Below are 18,264 nucleotides of genomic sequence, written 5' to 3'. Positions count from 1 at the left end.
GGGAGCGGGTTCACCCGTGAAGCAGGCGACGCGGTGTCAGAACCCTACACTGGCCTGCACATAGAAGGTCCGTGGCTCACCCACATAGATGCCGGCATTGTTGTCGCTGGAGCGGGTGAAGTACTGCTTGTCGAACAGGTTCTTCACCCCCGCCGCCAACTTCAGGTTGGACATTTCCGGTCCGAACTCATAGCCGCCACGCGCATGCCAGGTCACGTAACCCGGAATGTCGCCGAACTGCCCGTCCGCACTCGGCTCGGTGATGTAGTCGCCGTTGAAGCTGCCATCGGCATTGATCCCCGTACCCGGTGCACGCTGTTTGGATTGGGCATAGGCATCCAGGTTCCAGGTCCAGTGGTTGACCGCGTAGCGCACCCCGGCAGTGGCCACCTGGCGTGAATAGAACGGCAGGTCACGGCCCTTGAAGCCAGGAATGTCCCCTTCATAAGTAGCGCGGGTATAGGTGTAGCCACCGCTCACCGACAGCCCTTCCAGGCGCGGGTCAAGCCCCGCCAGGTCATAGCGCACCGAAGCCTCGATACCCTGGTGCTTGGTCGCGCCGAGGTTGGTCCAGCCCACGTCGTTGCTGATGTACTGCAGTTCGTCGTCGAAGTCGATGTAGAACGCCGTCAGCTCACCGGCAAAGGCGCCATTGTCATAGCGGGTACCGATTTCGTAGGTCTTGGCCTTTTCCGGTTCCAGGCCATTGGCCGTGCTGTTGCCAGTACCGCCCTGGCCCAGCTGGAAGTACTGCAGGCTGCCAAACGAGGTCTCGTAGTTGGCGAACAACTTCCACGCATCGGAGAGGTGGTACATCACGCTCAGCGCCGGCAGCGGCTCGTTGCTGGTGATGCTGCGTTTCTTCTCTGGCACCGGCTGGCCGTTGGCACCGAGCACCGGGCGGTCGCGCCAGTCGGTGTTGATGTGCTCGAAGCGGATGCCCGGGGTGATGGTCCAGTTACCCACGTCGATCTTGTCGTCGATGTAGTAGGCGCTGGCCTCGGTACCGCCACTGCGGTCCTGGAACACATGGCCGTCGGAGGTCGGGGTTGGCGTCGGCACATTGTCGATCAGCGCCAGGCGGGTCGACTGCTCACGCATCGCTTCCTTCAGGTAGCGGTAACCCACGCTGACTTCCTGGGTGGTCGGGCCGGCGAAGAAGATCCGCGACAGCCGTGGTTCGATGGCGAAGGTGTGGTAGTTGCGCGGGTACGACGACAGGGTCTTCATGTCGCGCGAGGCAATGGCGCTGCCGCGGAAGCTGTCGGTGTAGTAGGTCAGCACTTCGAACTGGGTGGCGTCGTCGAGCTGCCGCTGCCACTTGAACGACACATCCTTGCGCCGGCCGGCGAAGTAGTCGTAGTCGCGCAGCGACTGGTACGGGTTGCTGTCGTACTGGGCCTGGGTCAGGCCGCCGGGCATGTCGGCACGGCCATCGTAATAGTGGAAGTTGAGCCAGAACTCGTCGACGTCAGTCGGCGCCCAGTGGGTCTTGAGGATGACGTCATCGATGTCGTTGCCGTTGTTGCTTTCACGGTAGCCGTTGCCATTCACCCCGGTGTACAGCAGCGCCACACCCATGCCGTTGTCCGCCGTGCCGCCGACGAAGGCCGATTCGGTATGCTTCCAGCCACCATGCCGGGAGGTTTCTAGGGTGGTGGACAGCTCCGCCGATGCCTTCTCCGGGATCGCCCGGGTAACGAAGTTGATCACCCCGCCGACGTTCTGCGGGCCATAACGCACGGAACCGGCGCCACGTACCACGTCGATGCTGTCGAGGTTGCCCGAGGAAATCGGCGCCATCGACAACTGCGGCTGCCCATAGGGCGCGAAAGCGGCCGGGATACCGTCGATCAGTACCGTGGAGCGTGGCGACAGGCGTGAAGTCAGGCCGCGAACGCCCACGTTCAGCGACAGGTCGCTGCCGCCGGTGCCGTTGGAGTCCTGCACCTGCACGCCCGGGATACCGCGCAGCACATCGCGCACGTTCATTGCGCCCTTCTCCACCATCGCCTCGCGGCGCACCACCGTGCGCGCGCCGGGGTGGTTCTGCACCACGCTCTGCTGGGCATCGCCCAGCCAGTCACCCACCACCTTGATGTCGGTGGGCGCTAATTCCAGGCTGCCAGTGGTGAGGGTGCCATCGGCCTGGGCCGGCTTGACCACCACGGTGCCCTGGGACATCTCGTAGGTCAGGCCGCTGCCTTGCAGCAGCTGCTGCAGCGCCTGCTCGGGCGCCAGCTGACCGGACACCGCCGGGGCTTGCTTGCCGGCCACCAGTTCGGGGCTGAAGAACAGCTGCAGGTTGGTCTGCTGGCCCAGCTGGTTCAGCGCCGAAGCCAGGGGTTGGGCCTGGATCTGGATGGTGCTGCCGGCCTCTGCGGCCTGGCCGTTGACCGCCACGGCACTGACCGCCAGGGCCAGCGCCAGAGCGCGGAAGCGTGGAAAGGGCTTGTTGTTGTTCACGTCGTCGAAACTTCCTGGAATACGGAATAAACGCCAACCGCATGCAAATGGAAATGCTTGGCAGTTGCAGCTGGCGGGGAAGACGAACGAGCGGAAAAAAACCTGAATCTATTTCGCGATTATTTCGCGCGAGCCATCTTCATGGGCCTTGATGGCCACCGGCAGGATGCTCGGCAAGGCGCGCAGCAGCGCGTCGGTGTCGTCGGTGCTGAAGGTGCTGGACAGCCGCAGTTGGGCGACTTTGCCGGGGGCGACCCGCAGCGGCTGGCTGCGGTAACGCGAAGCTTCTGCCACCACCTCGGCCAGGGTGGCGTTGTCGAACACCAGCCGGCCTTGGCGCCAGGCCGTCAGGGCATCGGTATTCACCGCATAGGGTGCGGCCACCTGGCCTTGTGCATCGATATGCGAGCCCTGGCCAGCCGTGAGCTGCGCCAGCGAGGCGCCCTTGCCCTGCACACGCACCGAGCCCTGCTCCACCGCCACGCGCGTGCTGGCCGGGTCCAGCCGGACATCGAAACGGGTACCGGTGACAGTCACGCTCCCCTGGGCGGTGTCGACCACGAACGGCCTGCCACTGTCATGGGCGACAGTGAACATCACTTCACCCGCCATCAGCCGGACATGCCGCTGGCCGGCGCTGAAGGCGACCTGCACTTGCGTACTGCCGTTGAGTTCAAGGTGCGAACCATCCGGCAGGTCAACCTGGCGGCGTTCGTTGAAGGCTGTCTGCAAACTGCCCTGGTGATTCAGTTGCTGGTAGTGCCAGCCACCCCAGCCCAGCCCCAACGCCAGTGCGGCCACACTGGCGGCCAAGGCCTGGCGCACAAAGCGTCGACGTGGCAACTGACGTACCGGGGCTGGCTGGCACAGCGCTTCCAGGCGCTGGCGGGGGATGAAGTCGGCGGCCTGCCACAGGCGGGCGAGCTGCTGGTACTCATCACGGTGCCGTGCATCGCCTTCCAGCCAGGCGTGCAGTTGCGCCTGCAGCACGGCATCGCGAGGCGCATCCTGCACGCGGGCAAACCATGCGGCCGCCTGCTCGCGGACGGTACCGGTACCGTGCTGTTTCATCGAAAAGGTCTCCTGACTCATCATGCCGACACATCCAGGTGCTCACGCAGATGCCGGAGCGTGCGGATCATATACTTTTCGACCATGTTCTTGCTCAACCCCATGCGCTCGGCGATCTCGGCCTGGGTCAGGCCTTCGAGCTTCTGCCAGATGAACACCTGCCGGCAATTGAGCGGCAGTTCGGCCAGCGCCCGCTCGACCCTGTCGGCCAGCTCCAGCGCATGCACGTAGGCCTCGGGGTCGCCATTACCGGCCACGCCTTCATCGAAGGCTTCCAGCTCCAGGGCCTGGCGGCGGTCCTCGCGACGGAAACCGTCCACGGCAATGTTGCGCGCGGTCTGGTGCAGGTAGGCGCGAGGCTGCTCAACCTGCTCGCGCGGGTTTTCCAGTACCCGGACAAAGGCATCGTGGGTGAGGTCCTCGGCCTGCGGTCGACTGCGCAACTTGCGCGTCCAGGTGCCGATCAGCTCGTGGTAGTGGTCGAGGAAGCCTTTGGGTCCGGACACGGTCGGGGTCATCAGGGAGGCGGACAAGGGTGCGAATAGTAATGTTTCTCATCAAAACCGGCAATTCCGCCAGTCGGTAACAAAAAATTTATTGTCTTTTTCATGGACGGCAGTGCGAAGCATTGTGGCCATAAATATGAACACCACAGGACTCTTCGCGGGTAAACCCGCTCCCACAGGAAGCGTGAAAACCCTGTGGGAACGGGTTTACCCGCGAAGGGGCCAATTTGGTCCATTCCACAATTTTTTACGCTTGAAACACTGCGGGGAACATCAGCTGGTCACACGAGTCGGTTATTCAAATGGCTGGTCGTCGATCCACGTCGATCACGCCCGGATTGCCTGTTGATTCTGCATTCTTCACGCCCTAAAGTGCGCGCCGAACGTCCATGCTGGAAACGATCCATCCGGCTCAAGTACTGAGTAGGCGAACCAAAGTGGGGATACGGAGGACGTTCAGTTTGCAGCCACTTAATCTTTCAGTTTGCCCATGGAGTCCCTGAGCATGTCGATCCAGGTCGAAGACTATTTCGCGCGTGACACCTTCCAGAAAATGAAGGCGTTCGCCGACAAGCAGGAAACCCCGTTCGTACTCATCGATACCCAGATGATCAGCCAGGCCTATGACGACCTGCGTGCTGGTTTCGAATTCGCCAAGGTGTACTACGCGGTCAAGGCCAACCCGGCCGTCGAGATCATCGACCTGCTCAAGGAAAAAGGTTCGAGCTTCGACATCGCCTCGATCTACGAGCTGGACAAGGTGCTGGGCCGCGGGGTAACCGCCGACCGCATCAGCTACGGCAACACCATCAAGAAGTCCAAGGACATCCGCTACTTCTACGAGAAGGGCGTGCGCCTGTATGCCACCGACTCGGAAGCCGACCTGCGCAACATCGCCAAGGCCGCGCCGGGCTCGAAAGTGTACGTGCGTATCCTCACCGAAGGCTCGACCACTGCCGACTGGCCGCTGTCGCGCAAATTCGGCTGCCAGACCGACATGGCCATGGACCTGCTGATCCTCGCCCGCGACCTGGGCCTGGTGCCTTACGGCATTTCCTTCCATGTTGGCTCGCAGCAGCGCGACATCAGCGTATGGGACGCCGCCATCGCCAAGGTCAAGGTGATCTTCGAGCGCCTGAAGGAAGAAGACGGCATCGAGCTGAAGCTGATCAACATGGGTGGCGGCTTCCCGGCCAACTACATCACCCGGACCAACAGCCTGGAAACCTACGCCGAAGAGATCATCCGCTTCCTGAAGGAAGACTTCGGTGACGACCTGCCGGAAATCATCCTCGAGCCGGGCCGTTCGCTGATTGCCAACGCCGGTATCCTGGTCAGCGAAGTGGTACTGGTTGCACGCAAGTCGCGCACCGCTGTCGAGCGCTGGATCTACACCGACGTGGGCAAGTTCTCCGGCCTGATCGAAACCATGGACGAAGCCATCAAGTTCCCGATCTGGACCGAGAAGAAAGGCGAGGCCGAAGAAGTGGTCATCGCCGGCCCGACCTGCGACAGCGCCGACATCATGTACGAAAACTACAAGTACGGCCTGCCGCTGAACCTGGCCATCGGCGACCGCCTGTACTGGCTGTCGACCGGTGCCTACACCACCAGCTACAGCGCAGTGGAATTCAACGGCTTCCCGCCGCTGAAGGCTTACTACCTGTAATGCACAACGGGGCCGCAAGGCCCCGTTTTCATTTGTGCTTTGCTGTACCGGCCTCTTCGCGGGCACGCCCGCTCCCACAGGTACAGCGCAGCCTCAAGCCTTGTCCAGACCCTGTGGGAGCTGGCCTGCCGGCGATAGGGCCAGCACAGGCGACATCAGGCTTCGCGCCGCTCGATCTCCTCGGCATACCGCGCCGCAAAGGCCATCAATACCGGCCCCGCCCCCTGCAAGCTCACCAGCGCACTGCGCAGGAAATTCATGTTCCCCTCGACCCGCGCCCGCTCCAGCCAAGGCCCGGCTTCCGCCACCTGCCCACGCTCGACCAGCACCAGCCCCAGGCTGAACATGCCGCGAAAGTCCCCCGCCTCGGCCGAACGCCGATACCAGCGCACCGCCCGTGTCGGGTTGGGCGCCGTGGCGATGCCTTGCTCCAGGTAACGCCCGTACAGGTTCATCGACTTGGCATGCCCCATGTGCGCCGCTTTCTCGTAGCACATCAGCGCCTGCGCCTGGTTGGCCGGTACGCCGCGCCCGGTGGCCAGCAGGTTGCCCAGGTTGTACAGCCCCCAGTCCAGCCCTGCATCGGCCGCACGCGCATAGTGAACGGCCGCCTGCGCCGGGCTTGGCTCACCGCCCCAGCCATGCTCCAGGCAACGCCCCAGCATGTTGTGCGCCATGGCACTGCCGCCCTGTGCGGCAATGCCGAACCAGCGCCTGGCCACGGCGGCATCCGCCTGAATGCCGCGCCCGTCGAGCAGGATCTGCCCCAGCAGCAACTGTGCCTCGACCGCACCCTGCCCGGCCGCCGCCAGAATCGCCTGGGCAGCCTTGCCGGGGCTTTCTTCCAGCATGGCCTGCAAACGGGCCACATCCATCACTTCCTCACGCCGCAACTGATAGGACACGGTTCAGACCTCGGCCCAGCGGCGCAGCAGGTTGTGGTAGGTGCCGGTCAGCTGTAGCAGTGATGGATGGTCCGGCACATCGGCAGTCAGTTGCTGGATGGCATTGTCCATCTCGAACAGCAACGCCCGCTGGCTGTCCTCGCGCACCAGGCTCTGGGTCCAGAAGAACGCGGCGTAACGCTGGCCACGGGTCACCGGGTTGACCTTGTGCAGGCTGGTGCCGGGGTACAGCACCAGGTCACCGGCGGCCAGTTTGACCTGCTGCACGCCATAGGTGTCCTGGATCACCAGCTCGCCGCCGTCGTAGCTGTCCGGATCGCTGAGGAACAGCGTGGAGGACAGGTCGGTACGCACCCGCTCCGGGCTGCCCTTGGGCTGGCGCAGGGCGTTGTCGATGTGGAAGCCGAAATTGCCACCTTCGCGGTAGCAGTTGATCAACGGCGGGAACACCTTGTGCGGCAAGGCTGCGGACATGAAGCGCGGGTTCTGCCACAAGCGGTCGATCAGCGCACTGCCGATCTCCTTGGCCAGCGGGTGTCCTTCCGGCAGCTGCAGGTTGTGCTTGGCCTTGGCCGACTGGTAGCCGGCCGTGATCTTGCCGTCGGCCCAGTCGGCCTGCTCCAGCGCCTCGCGGATACGGGCCAGCTCATCGGTATCGAACAGGCCGGGGATGTGAAGCAGCATGGCGGCAGCACCGTTGGAAAATGTAAAGGCGCCAATGATATTGATTCCCTTTTGCGCTTCACAACCCCCATTCGCCGCTTAAGACGTTTCAGCTTGATGAAACCGTAAAGGGAAACTGTAAAGATTGTAAATTCTTCACGAATGGTAACTACTCTCAATTGTGAGTCACAATCGCTTACATTAAGATCCGCGGCCTTAACACCTTGGGGAAGGTCCTAAGCAATGCGCCAGTACGTACCATCTGCAGTGAGTTCACCACGCCTGATCGTGTCTGCCATCGGCGTCGCCCTCAGCGCCTCGTCGGCCTACGCCGCCGACCCGGCCGCCAGCAGCGCGATCACCCTCGACGCCACCAGCGTCAACGGCAAGGCTGAACAAGCCAGCACCGATTACAAGGTCGACAAGGCCTCCTCGCAGAAGTACACCGCGCCGCTGGTAGACACCCCACGCTCGATCACCGTGATCCCGCAGCAAGTGATCAAGGACACCAGCGCCCTGACCCTGCAGGACGCCCTGCGCACCGTGCCAGGGATCACCTTTGGTGCCGGCGAAGGCGGCAACCCGCAAGGCGACCGCCCGTTCATCCGCGGCTTCGACGCCCAGGGCGACACCTACCTGGACGGCGTGCGCGACACTGGTGCACAAACCCGCGAAATCTTCGCCATCGAATCGGTAGAAGTAGCCAAGGGCCCGAACTCGGCCATCGGAGGCCGTGGTGCCGCCGGCGGCACCATCAACCTGGTGAGCAAACGTGCACACCTGGGCAACTCGCTCGATGGCGCCTGGACTTGGGGCAGCGACCAGACCCAGCGCTACACCTTCGATGGTAACTACCAGTTCAGCGATACCGTTGCCGGCCGCCTGAACCTGATGACCCACGAAAGCAACGTCGCCGGCCGCGACAAGGTCAACTACGACCGTTGGGGTATCGCCCCATCGCTGGCCTTCGGCCTGGGTACCCCGACCCGCGTGAACCTCGACTACTACCATCTGGAAAGCGACGACCTTCCGGATTCGGGCATCCCGTACACCATCCCGACCGGTGGCAACACTGCACGCACTTCGGCGCACCCGAGCAAGCCGACTGACGGCGGCGACAGCGACAACTTCTATGGCCTGACCGGTCGCGATTTCCGCAAGACCCGCGTTGACATCGCAACCATTGGCATCGAGCACGACCTGACGGACTCGCTGACCATCAAAAACACCCTGCGTCACGGCAACAGCATGCAGGACTACATCCTGACCCAGCCTGACGACAGTGTTGGCAACGTCAACAACAATGGGGTCTGGCGTCGCGCCAACACCCGTGTTGGCAACACCGCCACCACAACCAACCAGACCGACCTGTTCGGTGAGTTCTTCGTCGGCGGCTTCAAGAACAATTTCTCCACCGGTATCGAGTTCACCAAGGAAGAGTCCGACCGCCAGAGTTACACCGTCACGCCAAACAGCAAACTCAGCTGCACTGGGCCTGGCAACGGCGGTAGCTGCACCTCGCTGAGCGACCCGAACCCGGATGACGCTTGGGACGGCACGGTCTCGCGCAACTACGCCGGTACCAAAACCAGCGGCAAGACACGTGCGATCTATGCTTTCGATACACTGGAGCTCACGCCCCAGTGGCTGCTGAACATGGGCCTGCGTTACGACCATTTCGATACCAAGTTCCGTACCTACGACGCCAGCGGCGCAACCGTCGTGAACAAGAACGGCGTACCTACCAAAGGTCGCGACAAGAGTGAATTCTTCACAGGCCAGCTGGGTCTGGTCTGGAAGCCTGCCGAAAACGGCAGCATCTATGTTTCCTACGCCACGTCCGCGACCCCGCCAGGCGCCATGCTCGGTGAGGGTACCGAAACCAACACTCTGCCAGGCACCACTGACCGCAGCGGCAATATCTTGGGCAGCGACCTGGAGCCGGAAGAGACCACCAACTACGAAGTAGGTACCAAGTGGGACTTGCTGGACGAACGCCTGTCACTGGCAGCAGCGATCTTCCGCACAGAGAAGGAAAATGCCCGCGTTCAGGTGGACACCACCACCTACGAGAACGTCGGCGAAACTCGTGTACAGGGCATCGAGCTGTCGGCCAGCGGCAAGCTCACCGACAAGTGGCAGGTATTCGCCGGCTATACCTACCTTCAGGCACGTCAGATCGACGGCGGCCCGCTGAACAAGGCTAACGACGGCAATCAGCTGCCAAACACGCCGAACAACAGCGCCAGCCTGTGGACCACGTACTCCGTTACGCCGAAGCTGACCATCGGTGGCGGTGCGTTCTACGTCGATGACGTGTATGGCAACGTAGCCAATACCACAATGGTCGACAGCTACGTGCGCTATGACGCCATGGCTGCCTACAAGCTGACCAAGAACATCGACCTGCAGCTGAACGTGCAGAACCTGACCAACGAGGTGTACTACGACAAGGCCTTCTCCACCCACTTCGCCAACCAGGCAGCCGGGCGGACGGCTCTGTTGACCACCAGCGTCCACTTCTGATGCCAGGATGGGGTTGATCTGTTGAATGGGCTGCGCCTGTGCCGGCCCTTTCGCGGGTGAACCCGCTCCCACAGGTACTCCACTGGCCTCAGATCCAGTGATATCTCTGTGGGAGCGGGTTCAACCGCGAAGAGGCCGGCACAGGTAACAAGCAACCCGCTCCCCCCGCCCCGTTCATTCCCGTGAGCGGGGCTTTTGCGTATCAAGGCATAATGCACGCCGCGCAGTGTGCGGCAGAAACACAAGGTGATCATGTGGTGAAGAAGACGCTGTTCCAATTGCACTGGTTCTTTGGCATCACCGCTGGCCTGGTGCTGGCCTTGATGGGTATCACCGGGGCCTTGTACTCGTTTCAGGAAGAACTGCTGCGCGCGCTGAATGCCGATGTCCTGAAGGTCCAGGTGCGCCCGGAGGGCGTGCTGCCCCCGGCCGAACTGGTCCAGCGAGTCGAGGCCCAGCAGCACGACAAGGTGGCGATGCTGTGGGTCGATGTACGCGAAGGCAACGCCGCACGCGTCTCCTTCACCCCGCCACCAGGCGAGCGCCGTGGCCCGCTGCGCTACGCCGACCCGTACACTGGCGAACTCAAGGGAGAAGTGGCCGGGCAAGGCTTCTTCAACCTCATGCTCAACCTGCACCGCTTCCTGGCCATGGGCGACAGCGGCCGGCAGATCACCGGTGCCTGCACCTTGATGCTGGTGTTCTTCTGCCTCTCCGGCCTGTACCTGCGCTGGCCGCGCAAGGCGCTGGACTGGCGCACCTGGCTGACCTTTGACTGGGCCAGGAAAGGCCGCGCCTTCAACTGGAACCTGCACGCGGTGGCCGGCACCTGGTGCCTGCTGTTCTACCTGTTGTTCGCCCTGACCGGGCTGTTCTGGTCCTACGAGTGGTACCGCGAAGGCCTGAACAAGCTGCTGGCCGACGCACCGGCCGCCGGCCAGCAACAAAAGCGCGGCGAAGGCCGTGGCCGCCACGGGCCGCAGAAAATCGACAAGAACGCCCCGCCGCTGGTGGTCGACTACGACGCGATCTGGGCCAACCTCAAGGACGCCGCCGGCCCGGGCCTGGCCATGTACAACCTGCGCCTGCCACCGGCAGGTGGCCAACCGGCCAACCTGTTCTACCTGCTGGACGACGCCGACCACCCGCGTGCCTTCAACACCCTGGTGCTGGACCCGGCCAGCGGTCAGGTGAAAAAACATGACCGCTACACCGACAAATCCTTCAAGGCCCAGCTGCTGCAGAGCGTCTACGCCCTGCACGTGGGCGAATACTTCGGCCTGCCGGGGCGCATCATCGTCACCATCGCCAGCCTGACCATGCCGCTGTTCTTCGTCACCGGCTGGCTGCTGTACCTCGACCGCCGCCGCAAGAAGCGTCAGGTACGCGCCGCCCGTGGCAACGTCACCAGCAACACGGCCAGTGGCGACAGCTGGCTGATCGGCTTTGCCAGCCAGAGTGGCCTTGCCGAACAACTGGCCTGGCAGAGCGCCGGCCAGTTGCAGGCGGCCGGCCTGCCGGTGCAGGTGCGCGCCCTGGCCGAACTGGGTGAAGACGACCTGCGCCAGGCCCGCCGTGCGCTGTTCGTGGTCAGCACCTTCGGCGACGGCGAAGCCCCCGACAGCGCCCGCGCCTTCGAGCGCAAGGTGCTCGGCCAGCCCTGGGCGCTGAACAACCTCAACTATGCCCTGCTCGCCCTCGGTGACCGCCAGTACCCGCACTTCTGCGGCTTCGCCCGCCGCTTGCAGGCATGGCTGGGTGAGCGCGGTGCCAGCAGCGCGTTCAGCCCGGTGGAAGTGGACAACGCCGACCAGGCAGCGCTGCAGCAGTGGCAGCAGGAACTGGCGCAACTGACCGGCGCCCAGCCGGTGGCCGCCTGGCAGCCGCCGAGTTTCGGCAACTGGTCACTGGTGCGCCGTGAACTGCTCAACCCGGGCAGCCAGGGCCAGCCGGTGTACCTGCTCGGCCTGCGACCGCAAGCGCCCGCCAGCTGGGAAGCCGGTGACCTGGTGGAGATCCTGCCGCTCAACGGCCAGCCAAGGATCGAGGCCTTCCTCGATGGCATGGCGCTGGACGCCGGGGCCAAGGTGCAGGTGAATGGCCTGGGCGAAACCCTCGCCCAGGCCCTGGCTGGCCGCCAGTTGCCGACCCGTCGCGATCACCTGATCGGCTTGCAGCCGCAAGCGCTGGTCGATGCATTGGTGCCGATCGGCAGCCGCGAGTACTCGATCGCCTCGATCGCCAGCGATGGCGTACTGGAGCTGATCGTGCGCCAGGAACGCCACGCCGATGGCAACCTGGGCCTGGGTTCCGGCTGGCTGACCGAATACCTGCCGTTGAACGGTACGCTGAACCTGCGCTTGCGGCGCAACAGCAGCTTCCACCTGCCGGAAACGGCTGCACCACTGGTGTTGATCGGCAACGGCACCGGCCTGGCCGGCCTGCGCAGCCTGCTCCGTGCGCGGGTGAATGCGGGCGAGCAGCGCAACTGGCTGCTGTTCGGCGAGCGTAACCGCGCCCATGACCTGCTGTGTGGCAGCGAGCTGCAAGGCTGGCTGGACAGCGGCGACCTGGCACGTCTGGACCTGGCATTTTCGCGGGACCAGGCGGAGAAGGTGTATGTGCAGGATGTGTTGCTGCAGCAGGCTGAAGAGTTCAAGCGCTGGGTCGCGGATGGCGCCTGTGTGTATGTCTGTGGCAGCCTGCAAGGGATGGCGGCGGGAGTGGATGCGGCGCTCAACGGTATCCTCGGGGAGGCCACTGTGCAGCAGCTTATCGAGGATGGGCGGTATCGGCGGGATGTGTACTGATCTTGCATTGATGTAGCCAGTGCTGGCCTCTTCGCGGGCCTGCCCGCTCCCACAGGGTCCTCACAGATTTTGAATACTGTGCGGTACCTGTGGGAGCGGGTTTACCCGCGAAGTGGCCGGTACAGGCTGTCAGTGCAGCTCGAAGGTATCGGCATCCAGGTTGGCCGGGAACTTGGCCCGGTAGGCCGCCAGCTCCGCCGCGCTCAACACCGCGGTAAACACCCCGTCGGCCTCCCCGGCGCTGAGCAGGCTCTCGCCCTGGAAGTCCAGCACCTGGCTGTCGCCGGAATAGGCAAAGCCCTTGCCATCGGTGCCCACCCGGTTCACCGCCGCCACATAGCACAGGTTCTCGATACCCCGCGCCGGCAACAGCCGGTTCCAGTGCTGGCGGCGCGCAGCCGGCCAGTTGGCGGTGTACAGCAACAGGTCGGTGTCCTGGGCATCGCGGCTCCACACCGGGAAGCGCAGGTCGTAGCAGATCAACGGACGAATCCGCCAGCCCTTGAGCTCGAACTGCACCTGGCGCTCGCCCGGTGTGTAATGCTTGTGCTCGCCGGCCATGCGGAACAGGTGGCGCTTGTCGTAGTGCAGGACTTCGCCATCCGGCCGCGCCCACAGCAGGCGGTTGCGGTGGCTGCCATCGGCGGCCTGGATGATCACGCTGCCGGTAATTACCGTGTCGTACTTCTTCGCCTGGGCCTTCAGCCATTTGTAGGTCGGGCCATTCTCCGGCTCGGCCAGGCTCTCGGACTGCATCGAGAAGCCGGTGGTGAACATTTCCGGCAAAATCACCAGGTCCACTTCGCCCACCTGCTCCAGCAGCACTTCGAAGTGCGCATGGTTGGCCTCGCGGTCGTGCCAGGCCAGGGTGGTCTGCACCAGGGCGACTTTCAGGTTCGGCAGTGTGCTCAGATCGCGCATAGTCTTTCCGCTGCCTGACGCAGCGTCTCCTCTCGTTTGGCAAAGCACAGGCGGACCAGGCGTTGCTCGGGGATGGGTTGCTGGTAGAACACCGACACCGGGATGGTCGCCACGCCGTGCTCACGGGTCAGCCACAGCGACATGTCGACATCGTTCAGGTCCGGGCGGATCTGCGAATAGTCCACCAGCTGGAAATAGGTACCCGCCGTGCGGGTGAAACGGAACCGCGAGCCCTCCAGCAAGCCGCAGAACAGGTCACGCTTGGCCTGGTAGAAGGCCGGCAGTTCATCGATATGCTCGGGGTGCTCGGCCATGAAATCGGCCAAGGCGCACTGCAGCGGGGTCACGCCGCAGAAGTTCACGTACTGGTGCACCTTGCGCAGCTCGGCGCTCAGCGCCGGCGGGGCAATCACGTAGCCGGTCTTCCAGCCGGTAACGTGGTAAGTCTTGCCGAACGAGCTGACCACGAAGGCACGCGGGTACAGCTGCTCGTGGGCCAGCACGCTGGCATGGCGCACACCGTCATACACCAGGTGCTCGTAGACCTCGTCGCTGACCAGGTAGATATCGCGATCAGCGATAAGCCGGGCCAACTGGTCGAGGTCTTCTCGGGTAATCAGCGCGCCGCTGGGGTTGTGTGGCGAATTGAGGATGACCATGCGCGTACGCGGGCTGAGGGCATCGCTGAACTTCTGCCAGTCGATGCGGAAATCGCCGTCGCTCAGCTGTACATGCACGCAGCGGCCACCGGCCAGTTCCACGGACGGCTCGTAGCTGTCGTAGCAAGGGTCGAAGACAATCACTTCATCGCCAGCCTGTACCACTGCCTGAATGGCACAGAAGATCGCCTCGGTGGCGCCTGGTGTAATGGTCACTTCCTGATCGGCATCCACCTGTGCGCCATACAGCCGCGCGACCTTGGCCGCCACCTGCTGGCGCAGGGCCGGCAGGCCGGTCATCGGCGAATACTGGTTATGCCCGGCGGCTACATGCCGGCCGACTGCATCGAGCAGCGCCTGCGGGCCGTTGAAGTCGGGGAAACCTTGCGACAGGTTGAGCGCGCCCGTCTGCACGGCGAGCTGGGACATGGTGGTAAAGATGGTCGTGCCGACATTCGGCAGTTTGCTGCGAATCATGGAGCCCTCTTTCCTGGGGTGTATCCGGCACGGGGTGGAGTCCGAGCATAGCGGATCGAGCGGTCAGGAAAAAGGTTGAAACAATAGGGGGATTTGCGCTGGATCAAAGGGCCTGTTCGCGGGTAAACCCGCTCCCACAGGTACTGCACAGCATTCGAAAACTGTGTGGGACCTGTGGGAGCGGGTTTACCCGCGAAGAAGCTGACGCGGAATCAGCGCTTGTCGCGGCGCTTCTTCTCGGCCTTCTTGTGGTGCGACATCAGGCGGCGCTTCTTGTTGACCTGGCGGTCGGTGAGGGTGTTCTTCTTGCCCTCGTACGGGTTCTCACCGCCCTTGTACTCGATGCGGATCGGCGTACCGACCAGCTTGAGGACGCGGCGGTAGGTGTTCTCCAGGTAACGCGAGTACGACTTCGGAATCTTGTCGGTCTGGTTGCCGTGGATCACGATCAGCGGCGGGTTGGCACCGCCGAGGTGGGCATAGCGCAGCTTGATGCGGCGGCCGTTGACCAGCGGTGGCTGGTGCTCGCTCACGGCATCTTCGAGGATCTGCGTCAGGCGGCTGGTCGGCCAGCGGGTGACCGCCGACTTGAACGCGGCCTGTACCGACTTGTACAGGTGGCCCACGCCGGTGCCGTGCAGGGCGGAGATGAAGTGGATGTCGGCAAAATCGACGAAGAACAACCGGCGCTCCAGCTCGGTCTTCACGTAATCGCGCTCGCCCGGCTCCATGCCGTCCCACTTGTTCAGGGCGATGACGATGGCGCGGCCGGCTTCCAGGGCGAAGCCCAGCAGGTTCAGGTCGTGGTCCACCACACCTTCGCGGGCGTCCATGACGAAGATCACCACGTTGGCGTCCTTGATCGCCTGCAGCGTCTTCACCACCGAGAACTTCTCGACTTCCTCGTGGATCTTGCCGCGCTTGCGCACGCCAGCGGTGTCGATGAAGGTGTACTTCTCGTCATCGCGCTCGAACGGGATGTAGATACTGTCGCGGGTGGTGCCCGGCTGGTCGTACACCACCACACGCTCTTCGCCGAGCATGCGGTTGACCAGGGTCGACTTGCCGACGTTGGGGCGACCGATGATGGCGATCTTGATGCCATCCTTTTCGCTCGGGCCCGGGATGCGCACCGCTTCTTCGCCTTCGGCGACTTCGGCGTCCAGCGCTTCCTCGACCTGGTCGCGCGGCAGGTGGCCGAGCACGGCCTCCATCAGCGCGTTGATGCCACGGCCCTGGGAGCCGGCCACCGGGATGGCGTTGCCCATGCCCAGCGGCGAGAACTCGGCGCGGGCGACGTCGGCGTCGATGTTGTCGATCTTGTTGGCAACCAGGATCGCTTCCTTGTTCCGCTTGCGCAGGTGCTCGGCGATCATCTGGTCGGCGGCGGTCATGCCGGCGCGGGCATCGACCAGGAACAGTACATAGTCGGCTTCTTCGATGGCCATGAGCGACTGCTCGGCCATTTTCTCGTCCATGCCCACTTCGTCACCGGTGATACCGCCGGTGTCGATCAGGATGAAGGAACGACCCTGCCAGGTGGCATCACCATACTGGCGGTCACGGGTCAGGCCCGACAGGTCACCGACGATGGCATCGCGGGTCTTGGTCAGGCGGTTGAACATGGTGGATTTGCCGACGTTCGGGCGGCCCACCAGGGCGATTACGGGAACCATTCGGCTCTCCACTCTTGAATTCTTGAAAATGCAAAGGCCGCTGCAAGGCAGCGGCCGGAGTTCGGGCGGCGTGTCCTACGCCGCGGCTTGAAGCCCGCCAAGGCTTCAAGCATAGCTTCAGCGGATGGTCAGTGCCTCGAGCTTGCCGCTGTTGCCGAAGACGTAGATGGTGTCGCCGACCACAAGTGGGCGGGCACGCAGGCCATCGCTGTCGATACGTTCACGGCCAACGAAACGGCCATCGACCTGGCTCAGCAGGTGCAGGTAACCCTCGAAGTCACCCACAGCCACGTAGCTGGAGAACACCTCAGGCGCCGTCAGCTGGCGGCGAGCCATGGTGTCGTTGGTCCACAGGGCGCTGGACGAGCGCTCGTCGACGCTTTCGACAGTACCCGAAGCTTCGCTGACGTAGACGTTGCCGAAGCCCTGGGCGACACCCACATAGCTGGAGGCATCGCGCTGCCACAGCACGCGGCCGCTTTCCAGGTCCAGGCCCGCGACGCGGCCCTGGTAGGTGCTGACGTACAGGGTACCACCAGACAGCAGCAGGCCGCCGTCGATATCGACCACACGATCCAGCTCGGAACGGCCCTGCGGAATCGCCACACGGCTTTCCCACACAGGAACACCGTTGTTGATATCCACCGCCACCACCTTGCCGGTGGACAGGCCGGCGACGGCCAGGCGGTTGGTGGCGATCGGTGCGCCGGTACCACGCAGGGTCAGCACGGCCGGGGTGTTTTCATAGATCCAGCGGCGGTCGCCAGTCGTGGCATCCAGGCCGATCAGGCGGTCGTCCTGGGTCTGCACCACCACCACGTCACCGTTGTTGGCAGGCGGGGCCAGCACTTCGCTGGTCACGCGGGAGCGCCAGCGCTCCTCGCCGGTGCTGGAATCCAGGGCGATGACTTCACCCTTGAGGGTGCCGATCATGACCAGGCCGTAGCCTACGCCGACAGCGCCGGATACCGGCAGCTCGAGGTCCTTCTTCCACACCACGTCGCCGGTGATGCGGTCGAGGGCGAAGACTTCGCCGTTGACGTCGGAAGCGTAGATACGGTCGTTCTCGATGGCGGGTACCAGGGTGTTGTAGGTCTCGCCCTGGCCGTCACCGATCGAACGGCTCCACTGCTTCTTCAGCACCACTTCCTCGGTGAACTTGGTCAGCTCGGCCGGGGGCAGTTCCTTCTTGCTGTTGCTGCTGCAACCTGCGGCCAGTACGGCCAGGGTCAGCACTGCTGCATGTTTCCAACCGATCACTTACGCGTCCCCTTTGGCCAAGTCATCCAGCTTCAATTGCAGGCCACCGACCGCCGCCTCATCGGACAGCGCAGCCTTGGCTTTCTCGTAAGCGCTGTGCGCGTCGTCGGCGCGCCCCAGTTGCACCAGCAGGTCACCTTTCAACTCTTCACGGCTGGCCAGGAAGGCTTTGTCAGCGTCGCCGTCGAGCAGCTTGAGGGCTTCCTCGGCCTTGTTCTGGGCGGCCAGAACACGTGCCAGGCGCTGACGCGAAATTTCGCCCAGGGTGGCATCGGCCGGTTTGTCCAGCACGCCCTTCAGCTCGGCAGCAGCGTCGTCGAGCTTGCCGCTCTCGACCGCAACCTTGGCCACGAACAGGCTGCCGTACTGGGCGTAGGCGGTACCGCCGAACTCGCTCTTGAGCTTGCCGGCCAGTTCCGCGACCTTGGTCGCGTCAGGCTGGCCAGTCGGCGTCAGGCTGGTCTCCAGCAAGGCCTGGTACAGCTGCGAGGCACCTTGCGACTGATTGTTCTGGTACTTGTGCCAGGTATTCCAGCCCAACACCACCACGCCAGCCAGCAGGGCACCGGTCAGCAGCGGCTTGCCGTTGCGGTTCCACCAGTCCTTGACCCCTGCCAGTTCATCATCGGTACTCGACACCCCAATACTCCTTTTC

Annotated in this window: 13 protein-coding genes; 3 read left to right on the top strand and 10 right to left on the bottom strand. The window is 63.6% G+C overall.

Features of this window, described 5'->3' with window-relative positions; genetic code table 11:
- Positions 1–36: 36 nt before the first annotated feature.
- From M2S36_RS11860 to M2S36_RS11850, 3 genes are all read right to left on the bottom strand, one after another.
- Positions 37–2,466 (bottom strand): TonB-dependent siderophore receptor, encoded by a 2,430-nt coding sequence (locus tag M2S36_RS11860; RefSeq protein ID WP_144170655.1) that lies wholly within the window; start codon positions 2,464–2,466, stop codon positions 37–39.
- 108 nt (positions 2,467–2,574) lie between these two features.
- On the bottom strand, positions 2,575–3,537 hold the full coding sequence (locus M2S36_RS11855; protein ID WP_333957199.1) for a FecR family protein: 963 nt from the start codon (positions 3,535–3,537) through the stop codon (positions 2,575–2,577).
- A 20-nt stretch (positions 3,538–3,557) separates the two neighbouring features.
- Positions 3,558–4,055: a sigma-70 family RNA polymerase sigma factor gene (locus tag M2S36_RS11850; RefSeq protein WP_144170653.1), complete on the bottom strand. Its 498-nt coding sequence runs from the start codon at positions 4,053–4,055 to the stop codon at positions 3,558–3,560.
- Positions 4,056–4,548: 493 nt separating this feature from the next.
- Here M2S36_RS11850 and M2S36_RS11845 point away from each other — a divergent pair, with 493 nt between their 5' ends.
- The gene (locus M2S36_RS11845) at positions 4,549–5,712 is read left to right on the top strand and encodes a type III PLP-dependent enzyme (RefSeq protein WP_054901082.1); all 1,164 of its coding nucleotides are present in this window, start codon (positions 4,549–4,551) and stop codon (positions 5,710–5,712) included.
- Positions 5,713–5,867: 155 nt separating this feature from the next.
- On the opposite strand, the gene M2S36_RS11840 is transcribed toward M2S36_RS11845, so the two are convergent.
- Entirely contained in the window at positions 5,868–6,617 is a 750-nt protein-coding gene (locus M2S36_RS11840; RefSeq protein WP_207834756.1) for a tetratricopeptide repeat protein, read from the bottom strand.
- A gap of 3 nt (positions 6,618–6,620) precedes the next feature.
- Positions 6,621–7,301 carry a Fe2+-dependent dioxygenase gene (locus M2S36_RS11835; RefSeq protein WP_063911325.1) on the bottom strand — a complete coding sequence of 227 codons (681 nt, stop codon included), beginning with the start codon at positions 7,299–7,301 and terminating at the stop codon, positions 6,621–6,623.
- A gap of 222 nt (positions 7,302–7,523) precedes the next feature.
- On the opposite strand from M2S36_RS11835, the gene M2S36_RS11830 reads away from it, so the two are divergent.
- The gene (locus M2S36_RS11830) at positions 7,524–9,806 is read left to right on the top strand and encodes a TonB-dependent receptor (RefSeq protein ID WP_207834758.1); all 2,283 of its coding nucleotides are present in this window, start codon (positions 7,524–7,526) and stop codon (positions 9,804–9,806) included.
- A 254-nt stretch (positions 9,807–10,060) separates the two neighbouring features.
- Positions 10,061–12,616, top strand: a complete 2,556-nt coding sequence (locus tag M2S36_RS11825; RefSeq protein WP_333957198.1) for a sulfite reductase flavoprotein subunit alpha — start codon at positions 10,061–10,063, stop codon at positions 12,614–12,616.
- A gap of 129 nt (positions 12,617–12,745) precedes the next feature.
- Here M2S36_RS11825 and M2S36_RS11820 read toward each other — a convergent pair whose 3' ends face one another.
- The 5 genes from M2S36_RS11820 to M2S36_RS11800 form a co-directional block, all read right to left on the bottom strand.
- Complete coding sequence (locus tag M2S36_RS11820; RefSeq protein ID WP_207834762.1) at positions 12,746–13,537, bottom strand: amidohydrolase; 792 nt, start codon at positions 13,535–13,537, stop codon at positions 12,746–12,748.
- Entirely contained in the window at positions 13,525–14,673 is a 1,149-nt protein-coding gene (locus M2S36_RS11815; protein ID WP_233693871.1) for a pyridoxal phosphate-dependent aminotransferase, read from the bottom strand. The genes M2S36_RS11820 and M2S36_RS11815 overlap by 13 nt, the downstream gene beginning before the upstream one ends.
- Positions 14,674–14,885: 212 nt before the next feature.
- A complete protein-coding gene (der, locus tag M2S36_RS11810; protein WP_013971029.1) occupies positions 14,886–16,349 on the bottom strand; it encodes a ribosome biogenesis GTPase Der in 1,464 nt (487 codons plus the stop codon).
- 117 nt (positions 16,350–16,466) lie between these two features.
- A complete protein-coding gene (gene bamB, locus M2S36_RS11805) occupies positions 16,467–17,609 on the bottom strand; it encodes an outer membrane protein assembly factor BamB (RefSeq protein WP_063911321.1) in 1,143 nt (380 codons plus the stop codon).
- On the bottom strand, positions 17,610–18,248 hold the full coding sequence (locus M2S36_RS11800) for a tetratricopeptide repeat protein (protein WP_207834772.1): 639 nt from the start codon (positions 18,246–18,248) through the stop codon (positions 17,610–17,612). It abuts the gene before it with no gap.
- Positions 18,249–18,264 lie beyond the last annotated feature (16 nt).

This window comes from Pseudomonas sp. SF2 (assembly GCF_036858055.1).
Classification (GTDB): Bacteria; Pseudomonadota; Gammaproteobacteria; order Pseudomonadales; family Pseudomonadaceae; genus Aquipseudomonas.
Note: the sequence above shows the minus strand (reverse complement) of the source record. Positions and strands in the feature narration are given on the sequence as shown.

Coding starts and splice junctions, on each gene's coding strand:
- M2S36_RS11855 (WP_333957199.1), bottom strand. CDS start 3,537: ATGAAACAGCACGGTACCGGTACCGTCCGCGAGCAGGCGGCCGCATGG.
- M2S36_RS11850 (WP_144170653.1), bottom strand. CDS start 4,055: ATGACCCCGACCGTGTCCGGACCCAAAGGCTTCCTCGACCACTACCAC.
- M2S36_RS11845 (WP_054901082.1), top strand. CDS start 4,549: ATGTCGATCCAGGTCGAAGACTATTTCGCGCGTGACACCTTCCAGAAA.
- M2S36_RS11835 (WP_063911325.1), bottom strand. CDS start 7,301: ATGCTGCTTCACATCCCCGGCCTGTTCGATACCGATGAGCTGGCCCGT.
- M2S36_RS11830 (WP_207834758.1), top strand. CDS start 7,524: ATGCGCCAGTACGTACCATCTGCAGTGAGTTCACCACGCCTGATCGTG.
- M2S36_RS11820 (WP_207834762.1), bottom strand. CDS start 13,537: ATGCGCGATCTGAGCACACTGCCGAACCTGAAAGTCGCCCTGGTGCAG.
- M2S36_RS11815 (WP_233693871.1), bottom strand. CDS start 14,673: ATGATTCGCAGCAAACTGCCGAATGTCGGCACGACCATCTTTACCACC.
- der (WP_013971029.1), bottom strand. CDS start 16,349: ATGGTTCCCGTAATCGCCCTGGTGGGCCGCCCGAACGTCGGCAAATCC.